Source organism: Acidicapsa dinghuensis (assembly GCF_025685685.1).
Lineage (GTDB): Bacteria > Acidobacteriota > Terriglobia > Terriglobales > Acidobacteriaceae > Acidicapsa > Acidicapsa dinghuensis.
Map to the genome: position 1 here is coordinate 40,576 of NZ_JAGSYH010000009.1, position 22,721 is coordinate 63,296.

Below are 22,721 nucleotides of genomic sequence, written 5' to 3' on the forward strand. Positions count from 1 at the left end.
GCGCGAACACCGTTTCTATCGGCGCATGAACTGACCGCACACGGCGGATCGATTGTGCATCGAAGATTCAATCCAAAGTTGAGAGACGTTACCAGCAATCCATGCCTACCGCTTACATCGCCTTGGGAGCGAACCTCGCCAGCCCAGCAGGCGCTCCGGCGCAGACCTTTGATGCTGCGATCGAGCGCCTGGCAGAGCTCGGCGCGGTCTCGGCACAATCGAGCTACCTGAGCACCGCGCCTGTTGGATATGCGGACCAGCCTGAGTTCCTGAATGCTGTTGTGGCGCTGGAAACAGAGCTTGGTCCACTGGCGTTGCTCAACAGGCTGCTTGCCATTGAAAAGGAATTTGGCCGCGACCGCAGCCATGGCATCGTGAACGGACCGAGGACGCTCGATCTCGACCTCATCCTTTTCGGCGACGTGGTGCTCGACACGCCGGAATTACAATTGCCGCATCCCCGCATGCATGAACGGGCGTTTGTCCTCGATCCGATCTTTGAGATCGCGCCAGAGTTAATGCATCCGGTATTACGGAAAACCGTGACACAATTGAAGAAAGAACTATCCCCAGTAAGTTGAGGATCCTCCTCCTATGGCTCAAGGGAAAGCGTGCTTGCGCGCCACATTGCTAAACCGGTCAGTGCAGCGAATCGGCGCAATATCCGTCGCGTATTGGTATGCCCTAGCATTCGCCGCTTTTTCGGGTTCCGCATACGGCCAAGCTCCTGAAAATCCGTCAGCCGTGCAGCGATCTTCTCAAACCCCTCAACCAGTTACAATTGCCGATCCGTCAATGATCGATCTGAGTGATCATCAAACTGTCACTATAACTGCCTACCGCACGCCGCTCGGCGATCTTGAAAATCCCTCCAGCACGCGCGTGCTCACGCCGACCGATTTGCAGGAATCGGCCCCCATCACGCTAGACGGCCAGCTTCGCCTGATCCCCGGCGCGGAGACGTTTCGCCGTTCCAGTTCACTTGTCGCCAATCCGTCCTCGCAGGGCATCAGCCTGCGCGGCCTGGGATCAACCTCGGCCAGCCGCACGTTGGTGACGGAAGATGACATTCCGCTCAATGACGCCTTTGCTGGCTGGATTCACTGGGAAGAGTTGCCGGAACTCTCCATTCATTCAGTCGAAGTGGTGCGTGGCGGCGCCAGCGATCTCTACGGATCGAGCGCCATCGGTGGCGTCATTAACGTGCTTCCGGTCAGACCCAGCGCCAACTCTGCCGAGCTGACCTCGAGTTACGGCTCAGAGAACACCTACCAGGACAACCTGTTTCTGCAAGGCAAACGTGGAGCCTGGGGTGCGCTCGCTACTGGCGGTGTGCTCGGCACCGACGGTTTCATTCAAACAGTGCCCTATGAACGCGGCTCCGTTGATGTTCCTTCCAACGTTCATGCACAGAATGGACTGCTCTTTCTCGACCACCAACAGGGCGCCTTGCGCGTGTTCGTCAAAGGCTCGGCAATGAACGAAGCGCGTGGCAACGGTACGCCCATTCAGCAGAATGGCACGCGCATCTGGCGTTTTGCTGGCGGCAGCGATTGGACACCCGCAGGCGGCGGCTTCTTCGGCGGCAGTACAACGGTCTTTCGCGCTTACGGATCAACAGAACACTATCGCCAGACCTTTTCGACCATCGCGACCAATCGCAACTCGGAAATCCTGAACCGCTTTGCCAGGACGCCTGACGATGAAATGGGCCTGGTGTTGCACTGGAGCAAGCCCCTGCGTCCGGATCTGGTCTTCCTCGCGGGCAGCGACACGCATGACGTCCGGGCAGGCGACTTTGAGACCGTCATCAAGTCAGGAGTGAAGTCCTACGTAAACCTGCATGACCGGCAGCGCCAGACCGGCACGTATGCCGAGCTGCTCTGGACTCCCGGCGCGTGGACCATCTCTGCCTCAGGCCGCATCGACTGGTTCAACAACTTTGACGGACAGCAGTTCCTGCCGACCGTGACAACGCTGCCCCAGATCAGCCAGCACGTTTTTGATCCGCGTATCGGCATCGACCGCAAGCTGAGTGAACATTTCGCGCTGAGTGCGATGGGCTTTCGCGCCTTTCGTGCGCCCACGGCGAATGAACTATACCGCTCCACGCAGGTTGGCAGCCTGCTGACGCTGCCGAATAACGACCTGGTCAGCGAGCGCGCTACGGGTTGGGAAACGGGCATCGCGATGCAGCAGAAATGGGGCACCGTGCGCGCCAGCTATTTCTGGACGCAGGTGAACCGGCCCATCACGGCGCTTACCACTTGCAGCACCTGCAATCCCATCCAACTCAAGCGCGAAAACCTGGGCCAGATCGAGTCACGCGGCGTCTCCGTGGACTTTGAGGCGCATCCGCTCACGTGGATGGCCGTGCAAGGCGGCTATCAATTCACCAACGCCGACGTCACCAAGGGAACGGGCGATGCTCCTGCCGGCAACTGGATTCCGCAGGTGCCGCACCAGATGGGAAGCGCGCAGCTTCGCGCCTACAAGCCGAAGATCGGCACGCTCAGCCTGCAGGCCCGCATGAGCGGCCATCAGTTCGACGACGACGCGAATACCTACTTACTCCACAGCTACTTCAAGCTCGATACTTATGCCTCGCATGACTTCGGCAAACGCATCGAGCTTTTCACTTCTGCAGAAAATCTCTTTGACCGCAGCATTGAAGTGGGCCGCACACCGACGCTGACGCTGGGCAATCCGCGGACGATTCGGGGTGGCTTCAATCTGAAACTCGGGCCTTCGCCACGGTAATCGCCTATTGGAGCTTCTGATTCGGCCAGATTTGGTACCGAAGACATCGAATCTCGCTTAGCACCAGCAACTAATAGCTATTCTTTGCCGTCCAACGAGACACGCAGCATCTGGAGGCCTCCGATGTTTCCCCTGCGTCTCTCCCTTGTTCTTCTTTGTGTATCGCCTGCTTTTTCGCAAACGCCAGTCCCTGGCGGAGCTGCGAATCAGCCCACTCCCGTCATTACAACCAACTCAACGGTCGTGCTTGTGCCGGCCCTGGTGACGACCCGCAAGGGCGAGCCAGTCTTCGCTCTGACTGCCAAGGACTTCGCCCTGACGGATGATGGCGTCACCCAGCCACTGACTCTCGAACCAGATAATGACGCTGAACCGCTCGCATTGATCGTCGCCATTCAGACGGGCGGTGACGGAGCCAGGCGGCTTCGCAACTACGGCACGCTGTCACTGATGGTCGATAACCTCACCGGCCAGGTTCCACATAAGGTCGCGGTCGTCACCTTTGACAGTGTGCCGAAGCTCGTTCAGGGTTTCACTGACGACTCCGACGACATTTCCTCGGCGATTCGCAACCTTTCGCCGGGCGATCCCGGAGCAGCGATTCTCGACACACTTGGCTTCTCGGTCGATCTGCTCAAGCAGCAGCCCATTCAGTACCGGCGCGCCATTCTGCTTATCAGCGAAACCCTCGATCGCCCACTAGCCGGTAGTCATGTTTCGATGGAAGAGGCTCTGCGCGAGATCGGCGACGCCAACACGGCCATCTACAGCCTCGCTTTCTCGTCGATCAAGTCTGAATCGCTGCGACGCAGCGGCAATGCCTTCGAGACCAGCGCTCCCGGTCCACGTCACGGATGCATGGCCCGGGCTGACGGCCCAAATCCGCCAACCGCGGACGAAGCCGCTGCGGGCGCGAAAGACACCGTCGCGGATTCGGCCCCGGCGCGCACACCCGGCCAGGTAGCCAACCAAGCATTCGACTGCGCCGCGTTGCTGGCTCCGCCGCTTGCGCTCGGCAAGATGGCCGTGCTCGCTGGCGTTCACTCCCTTGAACACAATGTGCCTGAGACTGTAGCTGAGATGACGGGTGGCGAGTATTTCCCTTTTAAAGACAACAAGAGTCTTGAGCGCGATCTTGAAACCATCTCTAACCATGTGCCGAACCGCTACATGCTGAGCTTTCAACCTCAGTCACCGCATGTCGGTCTGCATACGGTGAAGCTGCGCCTCAACGGTTATCCTGAGCTGGACTTGGCAGCACGTAACAGCTACTGGGTGGATAACGATTCCACAACGCAAAGCCGTTAACGTCTCCTGACGTGTGTGCACGTATAAAAAGCGAGTACATGCTAGACTTGCCGCGACATGCGTGAAGCTATTCAATCTTTGCTGGCTCAGGGTGTGCAGGCGCGTCGCGCCGGACGCTCTGCCGATGCGAACCACGCCTATGCAGAAGCACTGGATCTGAGCCGGGAAGCGGGCGATACTACCGCGCTTGTGCAGTCGCTCAAGGGTCTCGGACAGATTCTGCGCGATGAAGGCAACAAGCAGGAAGCTCTTGAATGCTACGAACAAGCTGCGTCGCTGAGCCGCAACCTGGATGATCCATTGTTGTATGCGCACACGATTCGCCACGTCGCCGATATTCAGCGTGAACTGCAGCAGCATTCCGAAGCTGAAGGCAACTATGTGGAGGCACTCACGGTCTATCGAAGCCATCCTCAGAGAAACACGCTGGATCTTGCCAACACACTGCGCGGCTACGCAGTGCTGCAAACCAGGCTGGGAAAAAAACTAGAAGCGATCGCTCTCTGGCAGGAAGCGGGGCAGCTTTACGACCAGGTCTGGCGTGAGCCGGGATCGCCTTATAAGGAAGCCGATCTGACTCCCGGCATTGACGAAGCCCAACGGCAAATTGATATGCTCAGCGCGTCATAACTCCCGCCACATCACCAGCGCATCCACATATCCCAGCTTCGGATGATGAAACGCACCGGGCAAGCGTGTCAGCTCGCGAAAACCATGCTTGTGCCACAAATGAATTGCGGCCTCATTGCTACTCACAACGAAGTTGAACTGCATCGCGCGAAAGCCTTCGCCTTTTGCGTATTTAAGCGAGTGCCTGCACATTGCGCCTGCCAACCCTCGGCCCGCCGACCACGCAGCCGTTACGTAGCCGCAGTTACAGACATGATCACCGCCGCGCTGATTGGCGCGTAGATAGTACGTGCCAGCAACTTTGCCATCCAGCTCTGCGACAAATACCCGATTGCCCGGCGTGAACCAGTACGCAAGCGCATCTTCGCGCGACATATCGCGTGGCAGCGTGTAGGTCTCACCTGCACGAATCATCGGTTCGAGAATTGCCCACACTGCATCGTGATCTGCGTCGGTGGCTGCACGGATCGTCACGCTCATAGCGCCTTCCCCATCTCCGGCATCACCATCCATCCGAGTCCTTCGTATACAGGCCGGCCCATACCCGACGCATGCAGTACCTCAAACGCGACACCGCGTCGGCGGAACTCCGCATCCGCAAGCTCCATCAGCTTTTTCGCGAGCCCCTGGCCGCGATACTCCGGCTCAATAAAGACGTTGAGAATGTAACCACGCTCGGCATTCGCGGGATGCAGAAAATGCGGAGGAAAATCGAGCAGGATGAGGCCGACGCCTGCGACGATGCGACCATTGTCCTCAAGCACGAAGCCAAAATAGCGCCCGTCTTCGAGACGCGGAGCGAGCCACGCGGCAAACGGCTCGCGCATCGCATCGAGCGACTCTATCGAAGCTCCATTTTCAGCGAACATGCGATAGCGATGGTCGCAGATAGTTGCGTGGTCACGCGGTTCCACCGCGCGTGTAGTGATCATGCCTACAGTCTATGCAATGCGTTCGACTGTCTCGCTGCCGCTTTCACGCTCTACCCACAGGTCATACCAGCACCAGCTTCCGCGCATCTCCGGCACATGCAGTTGCCCGTGCCCGTCGGAACAAGCCAGCTCCATGCCACTCCACTCGAGAAAGTTATAAGAGGGCGGTCCGAGCCGCGTCGGTTGTTTAAGCATGCGCAGACAGGTCTGACAGCGCTGCTCCTGGTTCAGCAGTGCCCAGCGCAACCCTGCCGTCACCGTGACGGCAAAGAGCGGCATCTCCACCCAGTCAGCCCAGCGGCCAATCTCCATGCGCAGCGGAGCTGTGGCAGCCATACAGGCAAAGAATCCGAGCGCAAGCGTCAACGCAACCTTGGCCCACAGGAAGAGATTCCAGCGCGCCTTTGTCGTGAGCCATCCGCGCCTGTGCGTGCCCTCGCATCGCGGCGGACGCACCGGATTCGTCGCCGCTGAAGCAAATATCGCGGGCGCAGCGATGAAGATGTAGCCATTAAGGAAATGCGTCTCCAGCACGCTCCAGAAGACTGTCCAGGAGCCCATCATCATCCGCTCCAGGCCTGCGCAGACCAGGCACCATGCAGCCAGCACCCACAGGCACGCGGAGGCGGTCCCGCGCCGCTTCGCCAGTGCTGCATCGAAGCCAAGCCACGCTGCATCGGCCATCATGCCGTAGGCAAGACTTGCGGCGCTCATTACGTCATGATCCCAGCGCACGCGCCGACCGCCATGCTGCAGGCACCACAGCTCCGCCCGCCACTCACGCAGCCATTCGTTGCGACGCTGCGCGGGAGTTAGCCGCGCAGCAAATGGGAGCACTCTACCGCAGATGCCGCGGACTTCCTGCCGCAGCGCGACGACGGGTACATCCAGATCCTCGATCTCCGACTCTGCTTCGCTCTTCCGAGGGCTCATAGCGTTTTCCCCAGCTTCTCCGGAACCAGCCTCGCCAGCAGCGGATAGCGCTGCGTAGCCGCCATCTCTGCCTCCTTGCCTACTTTGGTTAGTTCGTAATAGCGCCGCGCCGGCCGCTGCTCTTCAAAGGCTTCAGCCTCGGCCTCCCATTGCGAAGACACCAGTCCGTCACGCTCCAGCCGGCGCAGTGCCGGATAGACCGTGCCGCTCGGCAGACCAGTGACCTCCATGATCTCGAAGCCGAACTGGTAGCCGAGGCTCAACGCCTTCAGAATCATTGCCACGCTATGCGAAAGCTTTCCGGAACTCATAACCAACTCGCATTTCACCTTACTCGTTTTCCACCGGGGTAGTCACTCGCGTTTTCATCGCTCGAAAAATTCGGGGCCAAAAGATCAGGGCTTGACGCGACACTAAAAAGTGTACTACATAGGGTATGGGAAGGCAATTCATTTCACTCTCCGAACCCGAGGCGCCCATGCTGGAAGTCCGAAACGTCACGAAACGCTATCGCACCATTCCCGCCGTCGACAATGTCAGTTTTGTGCTCAATGAGGGCGAAGTCCTCGGCTACCTCGGCCCCAACGGCTCTGGTAAATCCACCACGGTGAAGATGATCACCGGCATGATCGAGCCGACGGATGGCGAAATCCTCTTTCGCGGACGCAGCATCCATGACGATCTTGCCAGCTTCCGCGCCAACCTCGGCTACGTGCCCGAAGAAGCACATGTTTACACGCATCTCTCAGGCCTCGAATACCTGCAGCTAGTAGGCCGCCTGCGCGGCATGTCCGAGGCGCTGATCGAGTCGAAGGCGCGCGGCTTGCTTGCTCTGTTCGCGCTGGAGCATGCGCAATACTCGGCCATCTCCGACTACTCCAAGGGCATGAAGCAGCGCGTGCTGCTATCCGCGGCACTCATGCACGATCCGCCGCTGCTCATCTTCGACGAGCCATTGAGCGGTCTCGATGCTGTTACCGCACGGCTTTTCAAAGACCTGCTGATCCTGCTCGCAAGCGAAGGCAAGGCGATTCTCTATATCTCGCATGTGCTTGAAGTCGTAGAACGTGTCTGCGACCGCGTCATCATCCTCTCCAAAGGCAAGGTGGTTGCCGACGCAGCGCCGAGCCGATTGACCGAGCTGACAAAGTTGGCCGATCTCGAAAGTGTCTTCGCACAGCTCGTACAGCAGACCGACACCGAGCAAACAGCCCGCGACCTCGTCGGCGTGATGAAGGTGCAACATGCCTGAACCGCTTCGCACTATCGACATCGAAGAAGTCAACGTTGAAGTCAGAGCTGCGGAGGCGATGCCACCGCAGTTCCGCATCCTTGAGGTTGAGGATCCCGACGCGCTGAAACCAATTCCTCCGCCATCCTCGCGCGCGAAGATCCTGCGCGATCATTTCTTCCGTCGATTCTTTGATAACGACACGCTTGCGCTCGATGGCGAGACGCACATCACCGTCATCCGCATACTCAGCTTTTTCGCTGTGCCGCAGCTCATGTACACGTTCTGGCTGCTGCCGCATAACATCAATCGGCCTATCCGGGAAATCATGGCCGATCGCTACTTTGTGGTGCTTTTTTCGTTTATCGCCATGGGCATCATCGCCACTTTTGAGTGGGAGATGATGTTTCCCGACCGCTCCGATTTTCAGATCCTGCTACCTCTGCCGCTTAAGGCGCGTGAGCTCTTTGTTGCAAAATCGAGTGCTGTATTGCGCTTCCTTGGCATATTCCTCATCGGAACAAATCTCTTCGCATTACTGCCTTTCTCCGCACTCTATAGCCATAGCCTGGCGTCGCTCATTCACACCGTCGGGGCTCATGCCGCGGCGGTACTGCTGGCCGGCATCTTCGCGGCGCTCACGCCGCTTGCAGTTGAAGGAGTCATCCTCACCACGCTTCCCGCGCGATGGTTCCGGCCGCTCTCAACCGTACTGCAAACGGCCTTCATCGCGGCCTTTGTGCTGTTTCTTCTGCTCTGGCCGCTTATTGGTTTTCATCTGCAGGCTCTACTCGGCGGCGAAGTCTGGTTTGCGAAATTCATCCCGCCTGTCTGGTTCATGGCGCTCTACGAATTCCTGATGGACGGAAGCGTGGCTCCGGCAGCCTGCGGATCGCTGGCCGTCATCGGACTTTACGCTACCTTGATCGTGGCGGCTCTCTGCGTCATTACATACCCTCTCGGTTGGGCAAAACAGAAGAAGCGCGCTATCGAGGGCGTGGTGACCGCTCGTGCTCATGCGACCAGCATGGTCAGCAAACTGCTGCGCAAAACCGTGCTGCGGCGTCCGCAACAACGCGCCGTCTTTCACTTCATCACGCAGACCATAGCGCGCACGCCCCGGTATCAGGTCTATTTCGCGCTCTACTCGGGCATCGGCCTGGCCATCGCTTTGTGCTGTGTTCTCGATCTTCGCCATACGGCCGATGGCGCGCTCGCTCTGATGCTTTCGTCGATTGGATTGCATGCCTTGATGCCGCTGCTTCTTTTCTGGCTTGCCTCCGGGCTGCGTGCGGCAATCACTTTTCCTGTCGATATGCTGGCGCGCTGGATCTTTCCAATCAGCATGCAGTTCACTCGCCCTGCGGATGCTTACCCCGCGCCCTACGCTTATCCGGGCCGGGCTGCCAAAGTCGCACGCACCTTCACTACACTCTGCTGCGGCGCGCTAACGCTTGTTATCCTCGGCCTGTTGCTCGCACTGCATTGGAGCTGGTTCAGCCTATTGATTCAAGCCATCTGCGGAGCGAGCATCACGCTGCTGCTGGGCGATCTCTTCTTCCTCGGCCGCACACAGATCGCCTTCACCCGCCCGCGATTGCCAGGCCGCGCGAGTCTCACCATTATCTTTGTCCTCTACGCAGCGGTATTTCCGCTCCTCATTCTCTTCACAATCGATATCGAACGTGCAGCCGAGCAGCATCCGATCTACATCCTGCGCATACTCCTCGGTGTTGCCGCTACGCACATCGTGCTCATGCTCTTTGACCGCGCAGCGCAGCGCGGCATTGTCGGTGGATTTCCGGAGGACGAAACCGATGAATGGTTTCTCACGCTGGGATTAACACGATGAGAGGAAACGGCTCAAAAGACCGTTCAGACCCCACAATCACATTTCGCAATTGCATTTGCGTGGAATTATGGCTCACTTTGCTACCTTCAAAGCAGAGGAGTTCTTATGTCTCATTGTCCACCGATTGCCTTGTGCGAAATTACGCCTGACAAATACGCTGCTCTGCTCACGCAGGCTCAGTCGCAAGGGCTCAACCTCATAGGTGAATCCGGCTCCACTTCGTATCAGGGCATGGATTTTAGCTGGTCTTACGATGCCGCGGCGCAGACTCTCACTATTCAGTGCACGGAAAAGCCTATCTTTGTACCGTGCAGCATGATCGAGTCGCGGATTCGGTCGCTGATTGCTTAAGCGGTATAGTGAAGCACATCGTGAACTAGACTGGAGATTTATCTCCTGTCCAAGCCAATAAATGGATAGAGGATTTAGTCTCTACGGCGCTAGCTCTAATCGCAATGAAAGTATCGAGCTTTCCACTAGCTGCAAACGAAACGAGTCGTTATGGCTAAAAAGAGGTCGTTCCTTCTTCGTGCCGTAGAGGAGAAATTACTCATCCGTTTTTCGCGCCCGTTCGAATGGGGAAGCGTGAAGGGTTATGTCCTCGACGTCGGGCCGAAGTTCATCCTGATGGCTGTCTTCGGAGACGGATTTACTCTGGATGGCTTTTTGTGCTGCCGCATCGCAGATATCCGGAACTTGAAATGCGCCTCCGACAGCATTGCGTCGATGTACCAGACTGTCCTTAACAAGCGAGGACAGGAGATTCCATCCAGACCAACCATCGACCTGGCAAATGTGGAATCCATCCTACAAACTGCAAATCAGGCTTTCCCTCTCGTTGCAATCCATCGCGAAAAGACAAAGCCTGGTGTCTGTCACATCGGCTGCGTAACCGAGATTAGCGAAGGTAGATTCTGGATGCGCGAAATTGATACCGACGCCTCGTGGGGCGAAGACGAACTCTTTCGTTATAAGCTGTCCGACGTCACATTGGTCGAGTTCGATGGTGACTACGAAAGAGGCCTTCATGAAGCAGGTGGCTCTCCACCACTAAAATAGAAGCGTGGCCTTACAGTTCGAACTCCTCAGCACTCGCGCTTCAGGTGCGCGGCGTGCGCGTATCCATCTTCCACATCAGACTGTGGAAACACCGGTCTTTATGCCCGTCGGCACGCAAGGCACCGTGAAGGCGGTGCAGCAGTCCACGCTCGAAACGATTGGGCCGAACCAGATCGGCGCACAAATCATCCTGGGTAACACCTATCACCTGTATCTGCGCCCCGGCCATGAGCTGATCGCGCGTCTCGGCGGATTGCACAAGTTCATCTCATGGCCGCGCGCCATGCTCACCGATTCGGGTGGATTTCAGGTCTTTTCGCTCTCGGACCTGCGCAAGATCTCCGATGAAGGCGTGCGCTTCCGCTCGCATCTCGACGGATCGAGCCACATGTTCACACCCGAGCACTCGATGGATGTGCAGATCGCTCTCGGCGCCGATATCTGCATGGCCTTTGACGAATGCACCGAATACCCCGCGGACGAAGCCCGCGCCCGCGAAAGCCTGCGCTATACGCTCGCCTGGGCCGCGCGCTCCCTCTCGCATTTTCGCGCCAACCAGCACCGCGTGCCGTGGCATACCGAGATCCTTCAATCCGATGGCGCACTCGCAACGCAATCCCTCTTCGGCATCGTGCAGGGCGGCATGTATCCGCATCTGCGCCGCGAATCAGCGGAACGCCTGCTGGAGTTGGAACACGAAGGCTCAGGTTTTGATGGGTTTGCTATCGGCGGTCTCAGTGTCGGCGAACCACGCGAGCTGACACGCCAGGTCATCGCCGAAACACTGCCCTATCTGCCCAAGGACAAGCCGCGCTATGTGATGGGCGTCGGCTATCCCGACGAGATCGTCGAGTACGCACGCATGGGTGTCGACATGATGGACTGCGTGATTCCGACACGCGCCGCGCGGCATGGCCTGCTCTTCACCAATGCCGAAGCTACGGGAGTAGCGCGCATGAACATCAAGAACCGGCAATATGCCGAAGACAAGAATCCGCCGGACCCAAGCTGTATTTGTCCAACGTGCTCGCGCTACAGCCGCGCTTATCTGCGCCATCTGGCCCAAACCGGCGAACCGCTCGGCGGCATTCTAAACTCGATTCACAACCTGCATTTCTACCTGACAACCATGGCAAATCTACGCGCGGAACTGGAATCTGCGTAACGCTCCTGCGCGAGAGACTTGGCCTCTACTTCCTGCCGTCAAACAAGCTCAGGTCGATGCTCTCTGCAATCTTCTGATGCCCGGCGTCGTTCGGATGCAGATGATCGCCGGCATCATAGGCCGGCAGGTAGCGCTTCGGCATCGCCGGATCGTGTGTCACTCCATCCTGATCGACGATTCCGTCGCATCCACTCTCCGCGCCGCGATAAAACGCATTGATCTGTTCGAGCGTGGTCTGCGCCTCAGGAGTCCACTGGTCTGGCGCACGGCCTATATTCGGCGTCAGCGTAGAGCAATAGAATTTCACGCCTTTCGCATGCGCCTGATCTCGCAGAGTTTTGATGGCGCTAAGCAGAGAGTCGTAGCTGGGTGGCGTGGCCCCGCTCAGATCATTGATTGCGTCATCGGAAAAGATCACCCACTTCACATTGGCCTGATCGAGCGCGTCCTGTTGAAAGCGGGAGACGCCTGTGGCTCCGCCAAAGCGGCTGCTCCTCAGCAGGCGATTGCCACTCAACGACGCATTCACCACGCCTACAGGAATGTGGGCGTCACAAAATCGCTGCGCGAGCAGATCTCTCCATCCGTGATGTGCGCCGAAGGTCGTATTGCTGTCATCGGTGATGGATGCGCCGAACGTCGCTACCGCACCCAGAGCCTTCACATTCAGCACATCGATGCCGGTCAGGTAGTAAAAGCTTGTGAGCGGTTTGGCCAATGAAATCGCATCGATATTCGGCTTAGCTCCCGCGTCTCCGCTTGCGAGATAGACATACTGCCAGGCCTGCGTATGTCCGCTCATGTGCACCGCATCCACCGGCTGCGGAAAGTAGAGGCTCACAGCGAGATCGGAACACGGGGCAACAGGGAAGGCGACTGTATCGCTTGTCACTGTCTGGCCTGCCGGAATCGTCACCTCATGTGATCCGCCAAATGTGATCACACGGTCCGTTCCAGGAACCGTGCTCTTGTCGGAATCGGCATCGGCGAGGTGCATATCGGCAATCGTCACCGGCGCTGTTCCATGCACATTTGTGAAGTGAAGCCGCACTGCATCTCCGCCAAGGCTTACTCGAACCACCTGACGCAAAGTCAGCCCTTGTAAGCCTTTTGATAATGTGGGATCTGCAATCGAGACCTCATTCGGGGGAGCGGCCCATGTCCCTGTCCATGGCACAGGCGTTTGCGCGCCAACCTGCGCCCGCGCAGACATGCAACCAAAGCCAAACCACACACAACACGCAATCCGATATAAATAACCATTCACGAATAGCAGCTTACAACGTCAATCGGATGGTCCACGATCCAATCCGGAGGTTCAGCCTTTATCCTGCAAGAGAACCTAGAGTGAATCCTGGAGCGCAGAATGCCTGAGCCAATCTGGACCGATGTAGACGAATATCTGACTACGACCCTGATTCCTGCCGACCCCGTTCTTGACGCAGTGATGAGCGCAAACAAAGCAGCAGGTCTGCCCGCAATTGACGTGACGGCCGCGCAAGCTCAGTTTCTCCAGATGCTCGTCCACCTCGTTTCCGCAACGCGAGTCCTTGAAATCGGCACACTGGGCGGATACAGCACCATCTGGCTTGCGCGCGCCCTGCCGCATGACGGCAAGCTCATCACTCTCGAATACGAAGAGAAGCACGCGCAGGTAGCGCTGAAAAACATCGCAGATGCCGGCCTCAGCAGGATCGTCGAACTGCGCCAGGGCCGCGCCGCTGATTCACTTGCGCAGTTGCAAGCAGAGAATGCAGAGCCCTTCGACCTCATCTTCATCGACGCCGACAAGCCCAACAATCCTGTCTATCTCGAATGGGCATTGAAGTTCTCGCACCCCGGCACATTCATCGTTGTCGATAACGTCATTCGCGACGGCAAGATCTCTGATGCCTCGAGCACGGACCCCTCCATCACCGGTACTCGCACCATGTTTGAGCAGATGGGAGCCAATCCTCGCCTGAAAGCAACAGCACTGCAAACCGTTGGAGCCAAGGGCTACGATGGCTTTGCGCTTGCGCTGGTCATTTCGTAGTTGTGGCCTGCGCCACCGTAAACTCTTCGCTATTCGTCCGCAGCCATGCTCTTGCAGATCCTGTAGCCGGGTCTTCTACCTCGAGGTACAGGGAATATTTCCCCGGCGGCAAAGCCTCATAAAAGGCGCCGAGCAGGAACGACCAGCAGTAGGTATTCTCAGGCGCTACCAATACACCAGAAGACACATTCAAGGTAGTCATTAGCGGCGCATAGCCGGGGTCACCCAACAAACGGTGATACCATTCCGTCCGTGGTGGCTCGCCGTTCTCGCCTTCGAGGTGAATACGGTACGCCCCCAAGCCCATCGATAGCAGGTGATCGCTCACGTTATCCGTATAGAGCAGCGCCACGGGCCCCGTCCCGGCAGCAACCTGCTTCTGCTGCATTCGTAGCGTCACCTTGGTCCATTTTGATCTCTGCAACTCCGGTGTCGCCTGCGCGTTCGAGCACAAGCAGGGAAGAAGCATCGTCGACACTGCGAAAAATCCTCGCCACCCAGCGTGCATCCGTCCCCCTTAAACTTTCGCACCTTCACGCTAATACTTCGCTCCTACCAGTTCGAGTGTTCCGTGTACGTCAGCGTGGCATCGCCCTTCGATGGCACCTGCACTGCAAAATCTATCGTTGTCGAGTCCTTCTTCACATAGTCCGTGGACTTGGCTGTGATCTTCCAATTCTCTCCATTCATGTGCTCGATCACATGCACGGTCACAGCCTGCGCCTTCTGATTTGAGAGCTTGATCTCATAGGACTCGTCGCGTGTCTTGTTGGTGCTGTGTGCGTCAGTCTGCTTGCGCGTGGCTGTCACATCAAAGGCTCGGCCCGTTGATACGGAAATGTCCTGCTCCGCCGGTGTGTGATCGATCTGGTCTTCGCCAACAAACTGCATCTGCCCATCGGTATCGCGACGGTACACACGCAACCGCCCCGCGGGAATCGGCATGCCCAGATGATTTGCCTCGGAGTTCTTGATCTTCTCAACGATCGACACCGGCGTGGGCTTGTTCTCGTCAGCACCATCCGTCTCGTAACGCCGCTGCACAGTAACGCCGTTGCCCTCCATGAATTGCACCTGCTTCGTCTCGCCGTCCTTCAGTGAAACCGTGCGATTCAGATCGTAGAGATGAAACTCGTCGAATGCTTTTTGCGTGACTGCTGGAGGGGCAGGCGCGGCTTTCATAGCCATCATTCCGGCCGTAACCATGTACTGGCGCACCGGCTGGATCTTCGCCACATCGCCAGCCATCAACTGAATCTTCGCTGCGGGAAACTCCGTGCCGGTATGGTTCTCGATCGTCACCCAGCCCATCACATCAGCTTTTTCCGGCCCCGTCGTGTCCTCGGTCGCCGGAAGCACCACGTTGTAGGTAGCCTGCCACTGCATGCCCTGCGTGATGTAGTCGAGCTCCGCCATCATGTTCTCCGCACGTGAGGCTTCAATCTCCCAGCGCAGCGTCGGCTTCAGCAGTAGGCCATCCGTCTCCACCGGAAAGACAGGCAGTCCCGGCAACTGGAACTGCATCTTGCCATTTACTTCGATGAGCGGCTGGTCTCCTGCGCGAATGATGCGCCCCTGCACAATCGTCGGCGGCAGTGTCTTACGCTCGCCTGTGGATGTGTCCACCACCTGCGAGCCCTGCGTGACGAAATCAATCGTCTCACCCTCGTACTTCTGCAGCAGCCATGCCTGCGTCACTACTCCGGCATCATAGTTCTGCTCCAGCACCTGGATCGCCTCCCGGCTCGTTGGGTCGCGTAGCACCACGGAATCCGGCTCGAGATGGCTTGTCACCTTCGCCGTCGTCACCTCATTCCGGCCCGCCTGCAGCGCCAACGGCACAGTCGTACGCACCACTGCAAAGTCCTGGTTGTAGATGGTCAGCTGCGCTGCTGAAACGTCGCCGGGCTTGATCGCCTTTTGCGCATTGGCTCCGAGGGCAACCACACAAGCCGCAATGCCCGCGGCCAGCAAGAGCGAAATGGATCGTGACATCGAGTACCTCCGGAATTGCTTCCGCTGCCCTTTCGATTCAGGCAGTCACTCCATAGACGGGCCAACTGGCGAAACTTGCAATCTCGCGTAGATTTTCTTCAAATCTCGATTATGAGCAGGCGAAGCGCCAATTAAGACCTCGTCTCACTTTTCGCAATGACGTTGAGATGCTGACGCACTGTCTCCAACGCTTCCGCGCCAATTTCCTTCTCCAGAGCCTGGTGTGCACGCTTCCATATCGGCACAGCCGCTGCCAGCACTCTGCGCCCTTCTTCCGTCAGTACAAGGATGCGGCTTCTGCGGTCGTCCGGCTCGGCAACCACCTTCATCAAACCGCGCCGCACCAGCACACGCGCCGCAGCTGTCAACGTGGTGCGATCCATACCCAGCAGCTCGGCGACATTGCCCATCGTTGCCTTTGGAACACCGGGCATGATTGGCCGGTTGAGACTCATCAATAACGAAAACTGGCCATTAGTGATACCCGCGGGTTTCAAAGCGGCGTCGAATCGCCGAGCCAGCACACGCGCCGCCCGCTGTACATGCAGGCAGACACAGGTGTCCCGCACTTCCAGCGTCGTACTGAAAGGAATTTCCCCAATATTTACCTTGGTTGCGGTTGACACTCTACCATTATGTTGGTATCAACGTAACCGAGTCAAAAATCGAGCCCCGTCCGGCACGAAAAACCTCAACGTGAAGGAGTTTTTATATGTCCGCTTCTATAGGCAAATTCGGCTGGTATGAGCTGCTTACCACCGATACCGATGCCGCCGGCAAGTTCTATTCCAGCGTTGTCGGCTGGTCCACCAAAGATATGCCCGGCCCAACCGGCAACTACATCATTTACGAAGTTGACGGCGTCGGTATGGCCGGTATGATGACCATTCCGGCAGAAGCTAAGGGAATGCCTCCGAACTGGACTGGATATATCACCGTCGATGACGTCGATGCCTATGTCAAGAAAATCGAAGCTGCGGGCGGCAAGCTCTGCAACGGCCCCATGGATGTACCCGGCATGCTTCGCTTTGCTGTCATGTCGGCACCCGGCGGTGAGGCGTTCATCATCTTTGCTCCAAATCCCGCAATGCCCTCTCCCACTCGCCCCACGCCACCCACGGCAGGCACCATCGGATGGCATGAGTTGTACACCGCTGATTTAGAGACTGCCTGGAAGTTCTACTCAGACCTATTTGGCTGGACGATCGACAACGACATGGATATGGGCCCGATGGGTGTCTATCGCATCTTTAACGACGGCGAAAAACAGATCGGCGGCATGATGACTAAACCGCCGAACGTCCCCATGACCTTCTGGGGATTCTACTTCCATGTCGATGGCATCAACGCCGCGGTGGAACGCGTGAAAGCCGGCGGTGGCACTGTTCTCATGGGCCCACATCAGGTCCCCGGCGGCCAATGGATCATTCAGGGCACCGATCCACAGGGTGCTAACTTCTCGCTCGTTAGCAATACCGAATAGTTGAGACACCATCAGGCCAGAACAGCGCTGCGGTCACCTTTTCGGGCAGCGAGCAGCGCTGCTTCTCTGGCTGTCTCTTCGTAATTCGCTTTTCTCCTGCGCGAACCTATGGTTGGATGTTGGTATGTATCCTCTTCGCCGCGCCGCTGCTTCCGGCTGCGCGGTGCTGGCCATTCTGCTCTTTTCCTCGACGGCTACGGCGGCGCCGGCTCAGGCCCGCTTCGTCGGCAACGACGTGCGAACCTACTCGCGCCCCAAATCCGGTTCTACGACGGAACCCGTCCCGGAAACAGGATTTCTCAATCGGACCTTAGAGCTGGACGGCATTACATACCACTTTCAGATTTATCTTCCGGAAGACTTTCACCGCTTCGAACCCCCGATCACAGGAAAGCACGCAAAGGAAGATAAGCCGGCCGAGCAGCCGCCGATCATCCTCTTTCTTCATGGTCGCGGAGAGCGTGGGACCGAGGGGATGTGGCAGACACAAATAGGCCTGCCGCAGCAACTGCGCGATCATCCTGAGCGGTGGCCTTTCATCGTCGTCATGCCGCAGTGCCCTTACCGGCATTTCTGGACCGATCCGGATATGCTGCGGCTCGCAATGGCCACCCTCGATCAGGAAACGCGTGAGTTCCACGCCGATCCTGACCGCACTTACCTCATGGGCCTGTCGCTCGGCGGCTACGGCGCCTGGGAGCTCGCCAAGGATTATCCTCACCGCTGGGCTGCGGTCGCAATTGCCTCTTCTGGCATCTTCTGGAGCTACGCGCCCGAGCGCTGGCGTGAGCAGGCAACCCTGCCGGCAGAATACGCTCATCGCATCGGCCGTACGCCTATCTGGCTGTTCCATGGCAGCGAAGACACCACCGTCCTTCCACGCCAATCGGAACTGCTGTACGACGCATTCAAGGCAGCTGGCGGACACATCCGCTTCTGGGAGTACCAGGGTCTGCACCACGACTGCTGGACCCGCGCTTTCAACGAACCGGAGCTCCCTCGGTGGCTTTTAGATCACCGGCTCAACGCGCAAGGGCAACCAGTCCATACCGAGCCTAAGAACCCCGAACCGCAGCTTCCGGCGTTTGCAGAGCATCTGGTTATTCCGCTGCATCCGCCTGCGCTTAAGCTGCCAGAGACTCTGCTCGACACCTATGTTGGGGAATACCGCGATAGCTACAACATCGTGCAGGCGACCATTCAGCGGCAGGGTGAGAAGCTCTTCCTTCGCAACGCCCAAGGAGATGTCTACGAAATCCTCGCCGAGACAACCAACACCTTCTTCTATCCCTCAGGCAGCCTGACTCGCCTCACCTTTGAGCATGACACCCAGGGCCGCATCACTGGAATTCTCTATCGCGACGACCGCCACGAAGAGCTCTGGGAAAGAAAGCATTAGGTTTTTCGCAGGAAAAGAAAAAGGCTGCCATCTATGGGCAGCCTTTTCACTATTGAGTTTCTCGATTCACCACTGACCCCAGGCGCGTGTGAAGTAGTCCGCCAACGACATGCCCACAAGGATGAGGAAAGTGAAGAGGCCAGCGCCCACCGTCAACTTCGTCAGCTTTGAGCTGTACTTAACATGCATGAAGAACAGCACCACCAACGTTGCTTTAGTGCAGGCGATGCCCAATGCGATAGCGGCATTCCACGGCCCTACGTCCCAGTAAGAAGCCCACACGGTCAACGCCGTACCCACCAATAGAATGAGGAAAATTACCCCATAAACTTTGGGGCTGACGACCTTGTGCTCGCTGTGCTGTTCGGGCTCGTGCCCGTGGTGTTCTGTTTGCAAATCCGCCATCGCTCCGTATCCCTTCAAACTGTCTCGATGTTGTTCGCTGTCGATGGTTCCTAACTGTACCGGCTAATTAGATAGAGCAACGGGAACAGGAATATCCAGATGATGTCGACAAAGTGCCAATACAAGCCAAAATTTTCGACAAAGGCGATATTACCGTCCATATAGGCGCCGCGTGTCGCGCGGAACAGCATAAAGGAGAGAATTCCGATGCCGATGATCATATGCAACGCGTGCATACCGGTCATCGCAAAGTACAGCGAGAAATACACCTCGGTGTGAGCCGCCATATCGGGTGCAAGCGGCTTCTCTGCCGGTTTCCCATCTTCAGCGGTTGGATGCACAAAGGCTTGCGCGCTGAAGTAGGTGCCGGGCACATGATGCAGTACCCATTTCTCGTGATATTCATCCGCCTTGATGCCAAGAAAGACCAGGCCCAGAATAAACGTTGCAATCAGTGACCAGACCAGTCCCTTGCGCCGCTTGGTTTCGGCACACCAGACTCCGAGCGCCATGGTAAAGCTGGAGGTGATCAGCACTCCGGTGTTGGCGGTACCCTCAATGATATTGAGGGTGTGGGAAGCTGCAACGAACGCCGGATAGTACCAGTTGCGATAGATCAGATAGGCGGTAAACATGCCGCCGAAGAACATGATTTCCGTCAGCAGAAACAGCCACATACCGAAGTTTGTGGTTTCGTTCTGCTGTTCCATCGAAACGAAGTGATGGCGCTGATAAGGCGGATGCGCCGCGTGTCCTCCGGCGTGTCCGGCATCGACGGTCGTAGCGACCGCCTGGCTATCCGACATGCGTCACCTCATGCTCTTTCTGGCGTTCGAGCCATTCATAGTCATATGCTTCCTGCGTCACAATCGGAATCTCTACGAAGTTCTCAGTGAGCGGCGGCGATTGAATCTGCCACTCAAGCCCTGTCGCCTGCCATGGATTGTTGCCCGCGATCTTGCCGTACTTCAGCGACCAGATCAGGTAAAGGATCGGCAACAGGTATCCGATGCCCAGGATCGATGCGCCTGCCGTCGAGAAGACGTTGAGCACCTGGAACTCTGGAGGATAAGCAGCATACCGGCGCGGCATACCGAGCATGCCGAGGAGGAACTGCGGGAAAAAGGTGAAGTTGAATCCGATAAACGTCACCACCGCGGCCAACTGCGAGATCTTTTCCGGATACATCCGGCCCGTCATTTTAGGCCACCAGAAGTGGATTCCGGACAGGAAGGCCATCAACATGCCACCCACCATGACGAAGTGGAAGTGCGCCACGATGAAGTAAGTCTCAGTCAGATGAATATCCGTGCCCGATGAGCCGAGGAAGACGCCGGTGAGTCCGCCGATCGTGAACAGGCCCATGAAGCCGAAGGCGTACAGCATCGGCGTCTCAAAGGTGATTGAGCCTTTATACAGGGTGAAAGCCCAGTTGAAGATCTTGATCGCCGAGGGCACCGCGACCAGCATCGTCAGCAGCGAGAAGACCAGCACCGCGTAGTTGGAAACACCCATGATGAACATGTGGTGTGCCCAGACGAAGAATCCGAAGACCGCGATGGCTACCGAAGAGAACGCAACCGCGGTGTAACCAAATACGCGCTTGCGGCTAAAGGTCGAAACCACCTCTGAGATGACACCCATGCCCGGCAGAATCATGATGTACACGGCCGGATGCGAGTAGAACCAGAACAGATGCTGGAAGAGAATCGGGTCGCCGCCCTTGGCTGGGTCAAACACTCCGATGCCAATTGTCCGCTCCAGTACCACCAGGACGAGAGTGATTGCGAGAACGGGAGTGCCAAGCACCATCAGAATCGAACCCGCATAGTTCGACCAGACGAACAGTGGCAGCTTGAACCAGGTCATGCCCGGCGCACGCATGCGGTGGATCGTAACGATGAAGTTCAGTCCGGTGAAAATAGAACTGAAGCCGGCGACGAAAATCGCTAATCCCGTCGTGACCACATTCGTGTTCGAGAAGTGCGTCGAGAGCGGTGTCGTAAACGTCCAGCCCGTATCGACGCCGCCAGAGATCATCGCCCAGAGCGTCATCGCTCCACCGGCCAGATACAGATACCAGCTCAGCAGATTGATTTTGGGAAACGCCAGATCCTTGGCTCCGACCATGATCGGAATTACGAAATTACCGATCGTCGCCGGTACAGACGGAACCAGGAAAAGGAACACCATGATCACGCCGTGCATCGTGAAGATCTTGTTGTAGGTATCAGCAGCGAACAGGTCCGACTGTGGCGTCAGGAGTTCCAGACGAATGAGCCCGGCCAGTGTGCCACCGATCGCAAAGAAGAACGTGATCGAGATCAGATACAGGATTGCTATGCGTTTATGGTCGCCAGTCAGCAACCAGCTCAGCAGGCCATTCTCGTTCGACAGATAATTGCGCTTCGGTATGCGTGCCGTCGCCTGATCGGGAAGGCTCACAATTGTGCTCATGGCTTTGTTACCCCCTGGGACGCCGGTTGAGTGGCGCCCGCCTGGCCGGCTGACCGCGCCGGCTGTTCGGGCAGCAGTTCCGTAGTATTCAACGTCTGCTGTACCCGGTAGTTCGAGCTCAGGTTCTTTATGTATTCCACCAGCGAGATCAGTCCTTCCTCGCTGACCTGCCCCTGATATGTGGGCATGATCGGCGCATATCCCTGAGTGATATGCGAGGACGGATTCAGAATAGCTTGCCGCAGATAAGCATCATCTACCTGTACGGCCTGCCCGGTTGACAGCGTCAATTTCGATCCGTACACATCAGCGAGACTTGGCCCGCGCGCGTCCGGACGTCCATTATGGCAGGCATTGCAGCTGAGACTTGCAAACAGCCGTTCGCCGTTCTGTGCCAGTGAAACGCCGCTGGTTGATTCAGCGAGCCACTTCTTATAGTCATCTTTCGTCAGAACCGTAACTTCGCCGATCATTCCGGAGTGCTCTGTGCCGCAGTATTGCGTGCAGAAGAGATGGTAGGTGCCCGGCGTAGTCGCCTCGAACCACTCCGTCGTGTAACGCCCCGGAATTGCTTCACGCTTCACACGGAACGCGGGAATCGAGAAGCTATGGAAGACGTCCTGCGAAATCAGCGTGATCTGGATCGGAACGCCCGCCGGAATATGGAGTGCGTCGATCTCGTGCTGCCCGGTCGGATGCTCTGCCTTCCACATCCATTGCTTGCCCACCACGTAAATGTTCATGGCATTCGGCGGAGGCGTGTAGATGCGGAAGTACAAGACAGATCCCCAGACGAACATCACCAGGAACAGGCCCAGCGGAATAATCGTCCAGGTGGCTTCGAGCAATGTCGAGCCTTCGATCTGAGTGGCCACCGGGTTGCGGTCTTTGTTGTACAGGATCGAGAAGCCCGCTATCAGCATGCCGACCAGCACCAGACCGACCAGGCTCACCAGCGTCATAAAAACCAAAAGCGCATCGACCTGCGGCGCCTGCGTAGAGGCCTCAGGCGGAATGACCGCAAAGTTGGTCAGCCACTTGACCAAAAACTGCCAAATTACTGGACTCAATCCCATA

At 57.4% G+C, this 22,721-nt stretch carries 24 protein-coding genes; 12 read left to right on the plus strand and 12 right to left on the minus strand.

The window, feature by feature from the left end:
- Positions 1–101: 101 nt before the first annotated feature.
- From folK to OHL22_RS22310, 4 genes are all read left to right on the plus strand, one after another.
- Positions 102–581, plus strand: a complete 480-nt coding sequence (gene folK, locus OHL22_RS22295) for a 2-amino-4-hydroxy-6-hydroxymethyldihydropteridine diphosphokinase (protein ID WP_263342002.1) — start codon at positions 102–104, stop codon at positions 579–581.
- Positions 582–795: 214 nt separating this feature from the next.
- Positions 796–2,760, plus strand: coding sequence for a TonB-dependent receptor (locus tag OHL22_RS22300; RefSeq protein WP_263342003.1), 1,965 nt, complete (start codon positions 796–798; stop codon positions 2,758–2,760).
- Positions 2,761–2,883: 123 nt separating this feature from the next.
- Positions 2,884–4,068: a VWA domain-containing protein gene (locus tag OHL22_RS22305; RefSeq protein WP_263342004.1), complete on the plus strand. Its 1,185-nt coding sequence runs from the start codon at positions 2,884–2,886 to the stop codon at positions 4,066–4,068.
- A gap of 57 nt (positions 4,069–4,125) precedes the next feature.
- On the plus strand, positions 4,126–4,698 hold the full coding sequence (locus tag OHL22_RS22310) for a tetratricopeptide repeat protein (RefSeq protein ID WP_263342005.1): 573 nt from the start codon (positions 4,126–4,128) through the stop codon (positions 4,696–4,698).
- Here the strand turns inward: OHL22_RS22310 and OHL22_RS22315 are convergent.
- From OHL22_RS22315 to OHL22_RS22330, 4 genes are read right to left on the minus strand one after another with little or no spacing between them, the layout of a single operon-like run.
- The gene (locus OHL22_RS22315) at positions 4,693–5,178 is read right to left on the minus strand and encodes a GNAT family N-acetyltransferase (protein WP_263342006.1); all 486 of its coding nucleotides are present in this window, start codon (positions 5,176–5,178) and stop codon (positions 4,693–4,695) included. The genes OHL22_RS22310 and OHL22_RS22315 overlap by 6 nt on opposite strands.
- Positions 5,175–5,630 carry a GNAT family N-acetyltransferase gene (locus OHL22_RS22320; RefSeq protein ID WP_263342007.1) on the minus strand — a complete coding sequence of 152 codons (456 nt, stop codon included), beginning with the start codon at positions 5,628–5,630 and terminating at the stop codon, positions 5,175–5,177. Before OHL22_RS22320 ends, OHL22_RS22315 begins: the two co-directional genes overlap by 4 nt.
- A 9-nt stretch (positions 5,631–5,639) precedes the next feature.
- Positions 5,640–6,563 (minus strand): hypothetical protein, encoded by a 924-nt coding sequence (locus OHL22_RS22325; RefSeq protein ID WP_263342009.1) that lies wholly within the window; start codon positions 6,561–6,563, stop codon positions 5,640–5,642.
- Positions 6,560–6,874, minus strand: a complete 315-nt coding sequence (locus OHL22_RS22330; RefSeq protein WP_263342010.1) for a PadR family transcriptional regulator — start codon at positions 6,872–6,874, stop codon at positions 6,560–6,562. Before OHL22_RS22330 ends, OHL22_RS22325 begins: the two co-directional genes overlap by 4 nt.
- 167 nt (positions 6,875–7,041) lie before the next feature.
- Between OHL22_RS22330 and OHL22_RS22335 the strand changes: the two genes are divergently transcribed.
- The 5 genes from OHL22_RS22335 (at position 7,042) to tgt (ending at position 11,870) form a co-directional block, all read left to right on the plus strand.
- Positions 7,042–7,815: an ABC transporter ATP-binding protein gene (locus OHL22_RS22335; protein ID WP_263342011.1), complete on the plus strand. Its 774-nt coding sequence runs from the start codon at positions 7,042–7,044 to the stop codon at positions 7,813–7,815.
- Positions 7,808–9,646 (plus strand): hypothetical protein, encoded by a 1,839-nt coding sequence (locus OHL22_RS22340; protein ID WP_263342012.1) that lies wholly within the window; start codon positions 7,808–7,810, stop codon positions 9,644–9,646. The genes OHL22_RS22335 and OHL22_RS22340 overlap by 8 nt, the downstream gene beginning before the upstream one ends.
- A 105-nt stretch (positions 9,647–9,751) precedes the next feature.
- Complete coding sequence (locus tag OHL22_RS22345) at positions 9,752–9,997, plus strand: hypothetical protein (RefSeq protein WP_263342013.1); 246 nt, start codon at positions 9,752–9,754, stop codon at positions 9,995–9,997.
- A gap of 150 nt (positions 9,998–10,147) precedes the next feature.
- A complete protein-coding gene (locus tag OHL22_RS22350) occupies positions 10,148–10,705 on the plus strand; it encodes a hypothetical protein (RefSeq protein ID WP_263342014.1) in 558 nt (185 codons plus the stop codon).
- Positions 10,706–10,709: 4 nt separating this feature from the next.
- Positions 10,710–11,870 (plus strand): tRNA guanosine(34) transglycosylase Tgt, encoded by a 1,161-nt coding sequence (gene tgt / locus OHL22_RS22355; protein WP_263342015.1) that lies wholly within the window; start codon positions 10,710–10,712, stop codon positions 11,868–11,870.
- Positions 11,871–11,895: 25 nt separating this feature from the next.
- Here the strand turns inward: tgt and OHL22_RS22360 are convergent, their stop codons facing one another.
- Positions 11,896–13,083: a GDSL-type esterase/lipase family protein gene (locus tag OHL22_RS22360; protein ID WP_263342016.1), complete on the minus strand. Its 1,188-nt coding sequence runs from the start codon at positions 13,081–13,083 to the stop codon at positions 11,896–11,898.
- A gap of 153 nt (positions 13,084–13,236) precedes the next feature.
- Between OHL22_RS22360 and OHL22_RS22365 the strand changes: the two genes are divergently transcribed.
- The gene (locus OHL22_RS22365; protein ID WP_263342017.1) at positions 13,237–13,905 is read left to right on the plus strand and encodes an O-methyltransferase; all 669 of its coding nucleotides are present in this window, start codon (positions 13,237–13,239) and stop codon (positions 13,903–13,905) included.
- On the opposite strand, the gene OHL22_RS22370 is transcribed toward OHL22_RS22365, so the two are convergent.
- From OHL22_RS22370 to OHL22_RS22380, 3 genes are all read right to left on the minus strand, one after another.
- Positions 13,895–14,293, minus strand: coding sequence for a hypothetical protein (locus OHL22_RS22370; RefSeq protein ID WP_263342018.1), 399 nt, complete (start codon positions 14,291–14,293; stop codon positions 13,895–13,897). The two genes, OHL22_RS22365 and OHL22_RS22370, sit on opposite strands and share 11 nt — an antisense overlap.
- A 164-nt stretch (positions 14,294–14,457) precedes the next feature.
- Positions 14,458–15,900 (minus strand): DUF4139 domain-containing protein, encoded by a 1,443-nt coding sequence (locus tag OHL22_RS22375; RefSeq protein WP_263342019.1) that lies wholly within the window; start codon positions 15,898–15,900, stop codon positions 14,458–14,460.
- Between the two features lie 131 nt (positions 15,901–16,031).
- On the minus strand, positions 16,032–16,526 hold the full coding sequence (locus tag OHL22_RS22380; protein ID WP_263342020.1) for a MarR family winged helix-turn-helix transcriptional regulator: 495 nt from the start codon (positions 16,524–16,526) through the stop codon (positions 16,032–16,034).
- Positions 16,527–16,612: 86 nt separating this feature from the next.
- On the opposite strand from OHL22_RS22380, the gene OHL22_RS22385 reads away from it, so the two are divergent.
- Positions 16,613–17,383, plus strand: a complete 771-nt coding sequence (locus OHL22_RS22385) for a VOC family protein (protein WP_263342021.1) — start codon at positions 16,613–16,615, stop codon at positions 17,381–17,383.
- 124 nt (positions 17,384–17,507) lie between these two features.
- The gene (locus OHL22_RS22390) at positions 17,508–18,782 is read left to right on the plus strand and encodes an alpha/beta hydrolase-fold protein (RefSeq protein WP_263342022.1); all 1,275 of its coding nucleotides are present in this window, start codon (positions 17,508–17,510) and stop codon (positions 18,780–18,782) included.
- 66 nt (positions 18,783–18,848) lie between these two features.
- Here OHL22_RS22390 and OHL22_RS22395 read toward each other — a convergent pair whose 3' ends face one another.
- Genes OHL22_RS22395 through coxB form a run of 4 tightly spaced genes read right to left on the minus strand, consistent with a single transcriptional unit; the run spans position 18,849 to position 22,720 of the window.
- Entirely contained in the window at positions 18,849–19,187 is a 339-nt protein-coding gene (locus OHL22_RS22395; protein ID WP_263342023.1) for a cytochrome C oxidase subunit IV family protein, read from the minus strand.
- 50 nt (positions 19,188–19,237) lie between these two features.
- Positions 19,238–19,993: a cytochrome c oxidase subunit 3 family protein gene (locus OHL22_RS22400; RefSeq protein ID WP_263342024.1), complete on the minus strand. Its 756-nt coding sequence runs from the start codon at positions 19,991–19,993 to the stop codon at positions 19,238–19,240.
- A complete protein-coding gene (gene ctaD / locus OHL22_RS22405) occupies positions 19,983–21,644 on the minus strand; it encodes a cytochrome c oxidase subunit I (RefSeq protein WP_263342025.1) in 1,662 nt (553 codons plus the stop codon). Before ctaD ends, OHL22_RS22400 begins: the two co-directional genes overlap by 11 nt.
- Positions 21,641–22,720 carry a cytochrome c oxidase subunit II gene (gene coxB, locus OHL22_RS22410; protein ID WP_263342026.1) on the minus strand — a complete coding sequence of 360 codons (1,080 nt, stop codon included), beginning with the start codon at positions 22,718–22,720 and terminating at the stop codon, positions 21,641–21,643. Before coxB ends, ctaD begins: the two co-directional genes overlap by 4 nt.
- Position 22,721 lies beyond the last annotated feature (1 nt).

Bases quoted from the DNA above. Each gene is read 5' to 3' on its own strand.
- OHL22_RS22335 (WP_263342011.1), top strand. From the start codon at position 7,042: ATGCTGGAAGTCCGAAACGTCACGAAACGCTATCGCACCATTCCCGCC.
- OHL22_RS22330 (WP_263342010.1), bottom strand. From the start codon at position 6,874: ATGAGTTCCGGAAAGCTTTCGCATAGCGTGGCAATGATTCTGAAGGCG.
- OHL22_RS22310 (WP_263342005.1), top strand. From the start codon at position 4,126: ATGCGTGAAGCTATTCAATCTTTGCTGGCTCAGGGTGTGCAGGCGCGT.
- OHL22_RS22315 (WP_263342006.1), bottom strand. From the start codon at position 5,178: ATGAGCGTGACGATCCGTGCAGCCACCGACGCAGATCACGATGCAGTG.
- OHL22_RS22305 (WP_263342004.1), top strand. From the start codon at position 2,884: ATGTTTCCCCTGCGTCTCTCCCTTGTTCTTCTTTGTGTATCGCCTGCT.
- ctaD (WP_263342025.1), bottom strand. From the start codon at position 21,644: ATGAGCACAATTGTGAGCCTTCCCGATCAGGCGACGGCACGCATACCG.
- OHL22_RS22325 (WP_263342009.1), bottom strand. From the start codon at position 6,563: ATGAGCCCTCGGAAGAGCGAAGCAGAGTCGGAGATCGAGGATCTGGAT.
- OHL22_RS22350 (WP_263342014.1), top strand. From the start codon at position 10,148: ATGGCTAAAAAGAGGTCGTTCCTTCTTCGTGCCGTAGAGGAGAAATTA.
- folK (WP_263342002.1), top strand. From the start codon at position 102: ATGCCTACCGCTTACATCGCCTTGGGAGCGAACCTCGCCAGCCCAGCA.
- OHL22_RS22375 (WP_263342019.1), bottom strand. From the start codon at position 15,900: ATGTCACGATCCATTTCGCTCTTGCTGGCCGCGGGCATTGCGGCTTGT.
- OHL22_RS22345 (WP_263342013.1), top strand. From the start codon at position 9,752: ATGTCTCATTGTCCACCGATTGCCTTGTGCGAAATTACGCCTGACAAA.
- OHL22_RS22370 (WP_263342018.1), bottom strand. From the start codon at position 14,293: ATGCAGCAGAAGCAGGTTGCTGCCGGGACGGGGCCCGTGGCGCTGCTC.
- OHL22_RS22320 (WP_263342007.1), bottom strand. From the start codon at position 5,630: ATGATCACTACACGCGCGGTGGAACCGCGTGACCACGCAACTATCTGC.
- OHL22_RS22385 (WP_263342021.1), top strand. From the start codon at position 16,613: ATGTCCGCTTCTATAGGCAAATTCGGCTGGTATGAGCTGCTTACCACC.
- OHL22_RS22340 (WP_263342012.1), top strand. From the start codon at position 7,808: ATGCCTGAACCGCTTCGCACTATCGACATCGAAGAAGTCAACGTTGAA.
- OHL22_RS22300 (WP_263342003.1), top strand. From the start codon at position 796: ATGATCGATCTGAGTGATCATCAAACTGTCACTATAACTGCCTACCGC.
- OHL22_RS22400 (WP_263342024.1), bottom strand. From the start codon at position 19,993: ATGTCGGATAGCCAGGCGGTCGCTACGACCGTCGATGCCGGACACGCC.
- OHL22_RS22395 (WP_263342023.1), bottom strand. From the start codon at position 19,187: ATGGCGGATTTGCAAACAGAACACCACGGGCACGAGCCCGAACAGCAC.
- coxB (WP_263342026.1), bottom strand. From the start codon at position 22,720: ATGGGATTGAGTCCAGTAATTTGGCAGTTTTTGGTCAAGTGGCTGACC.
- OHL22_RS22360 (WP_263342016.1), bottom strand. From the start codon at position 13,083: ATGTCTGCGCGGGCGCAGGTTGGCGCGCAAACGCCTGTGCCATGGACA.
- OHL22_RS22365 (WP_263342017.1), top strand. From the start codon at position 13,237: ATGCCTGAGCCAATCTGGACCGATGTAGACGAATATCTGACTACGACC.
- OHL22_RS22390 (WP_263342022.1), top strand. From the start codon at position 17,508: ATGTATCCTCTTCGCCGCGCCGCTGCTTCCGGCTGCGCGGTGCTGGCC.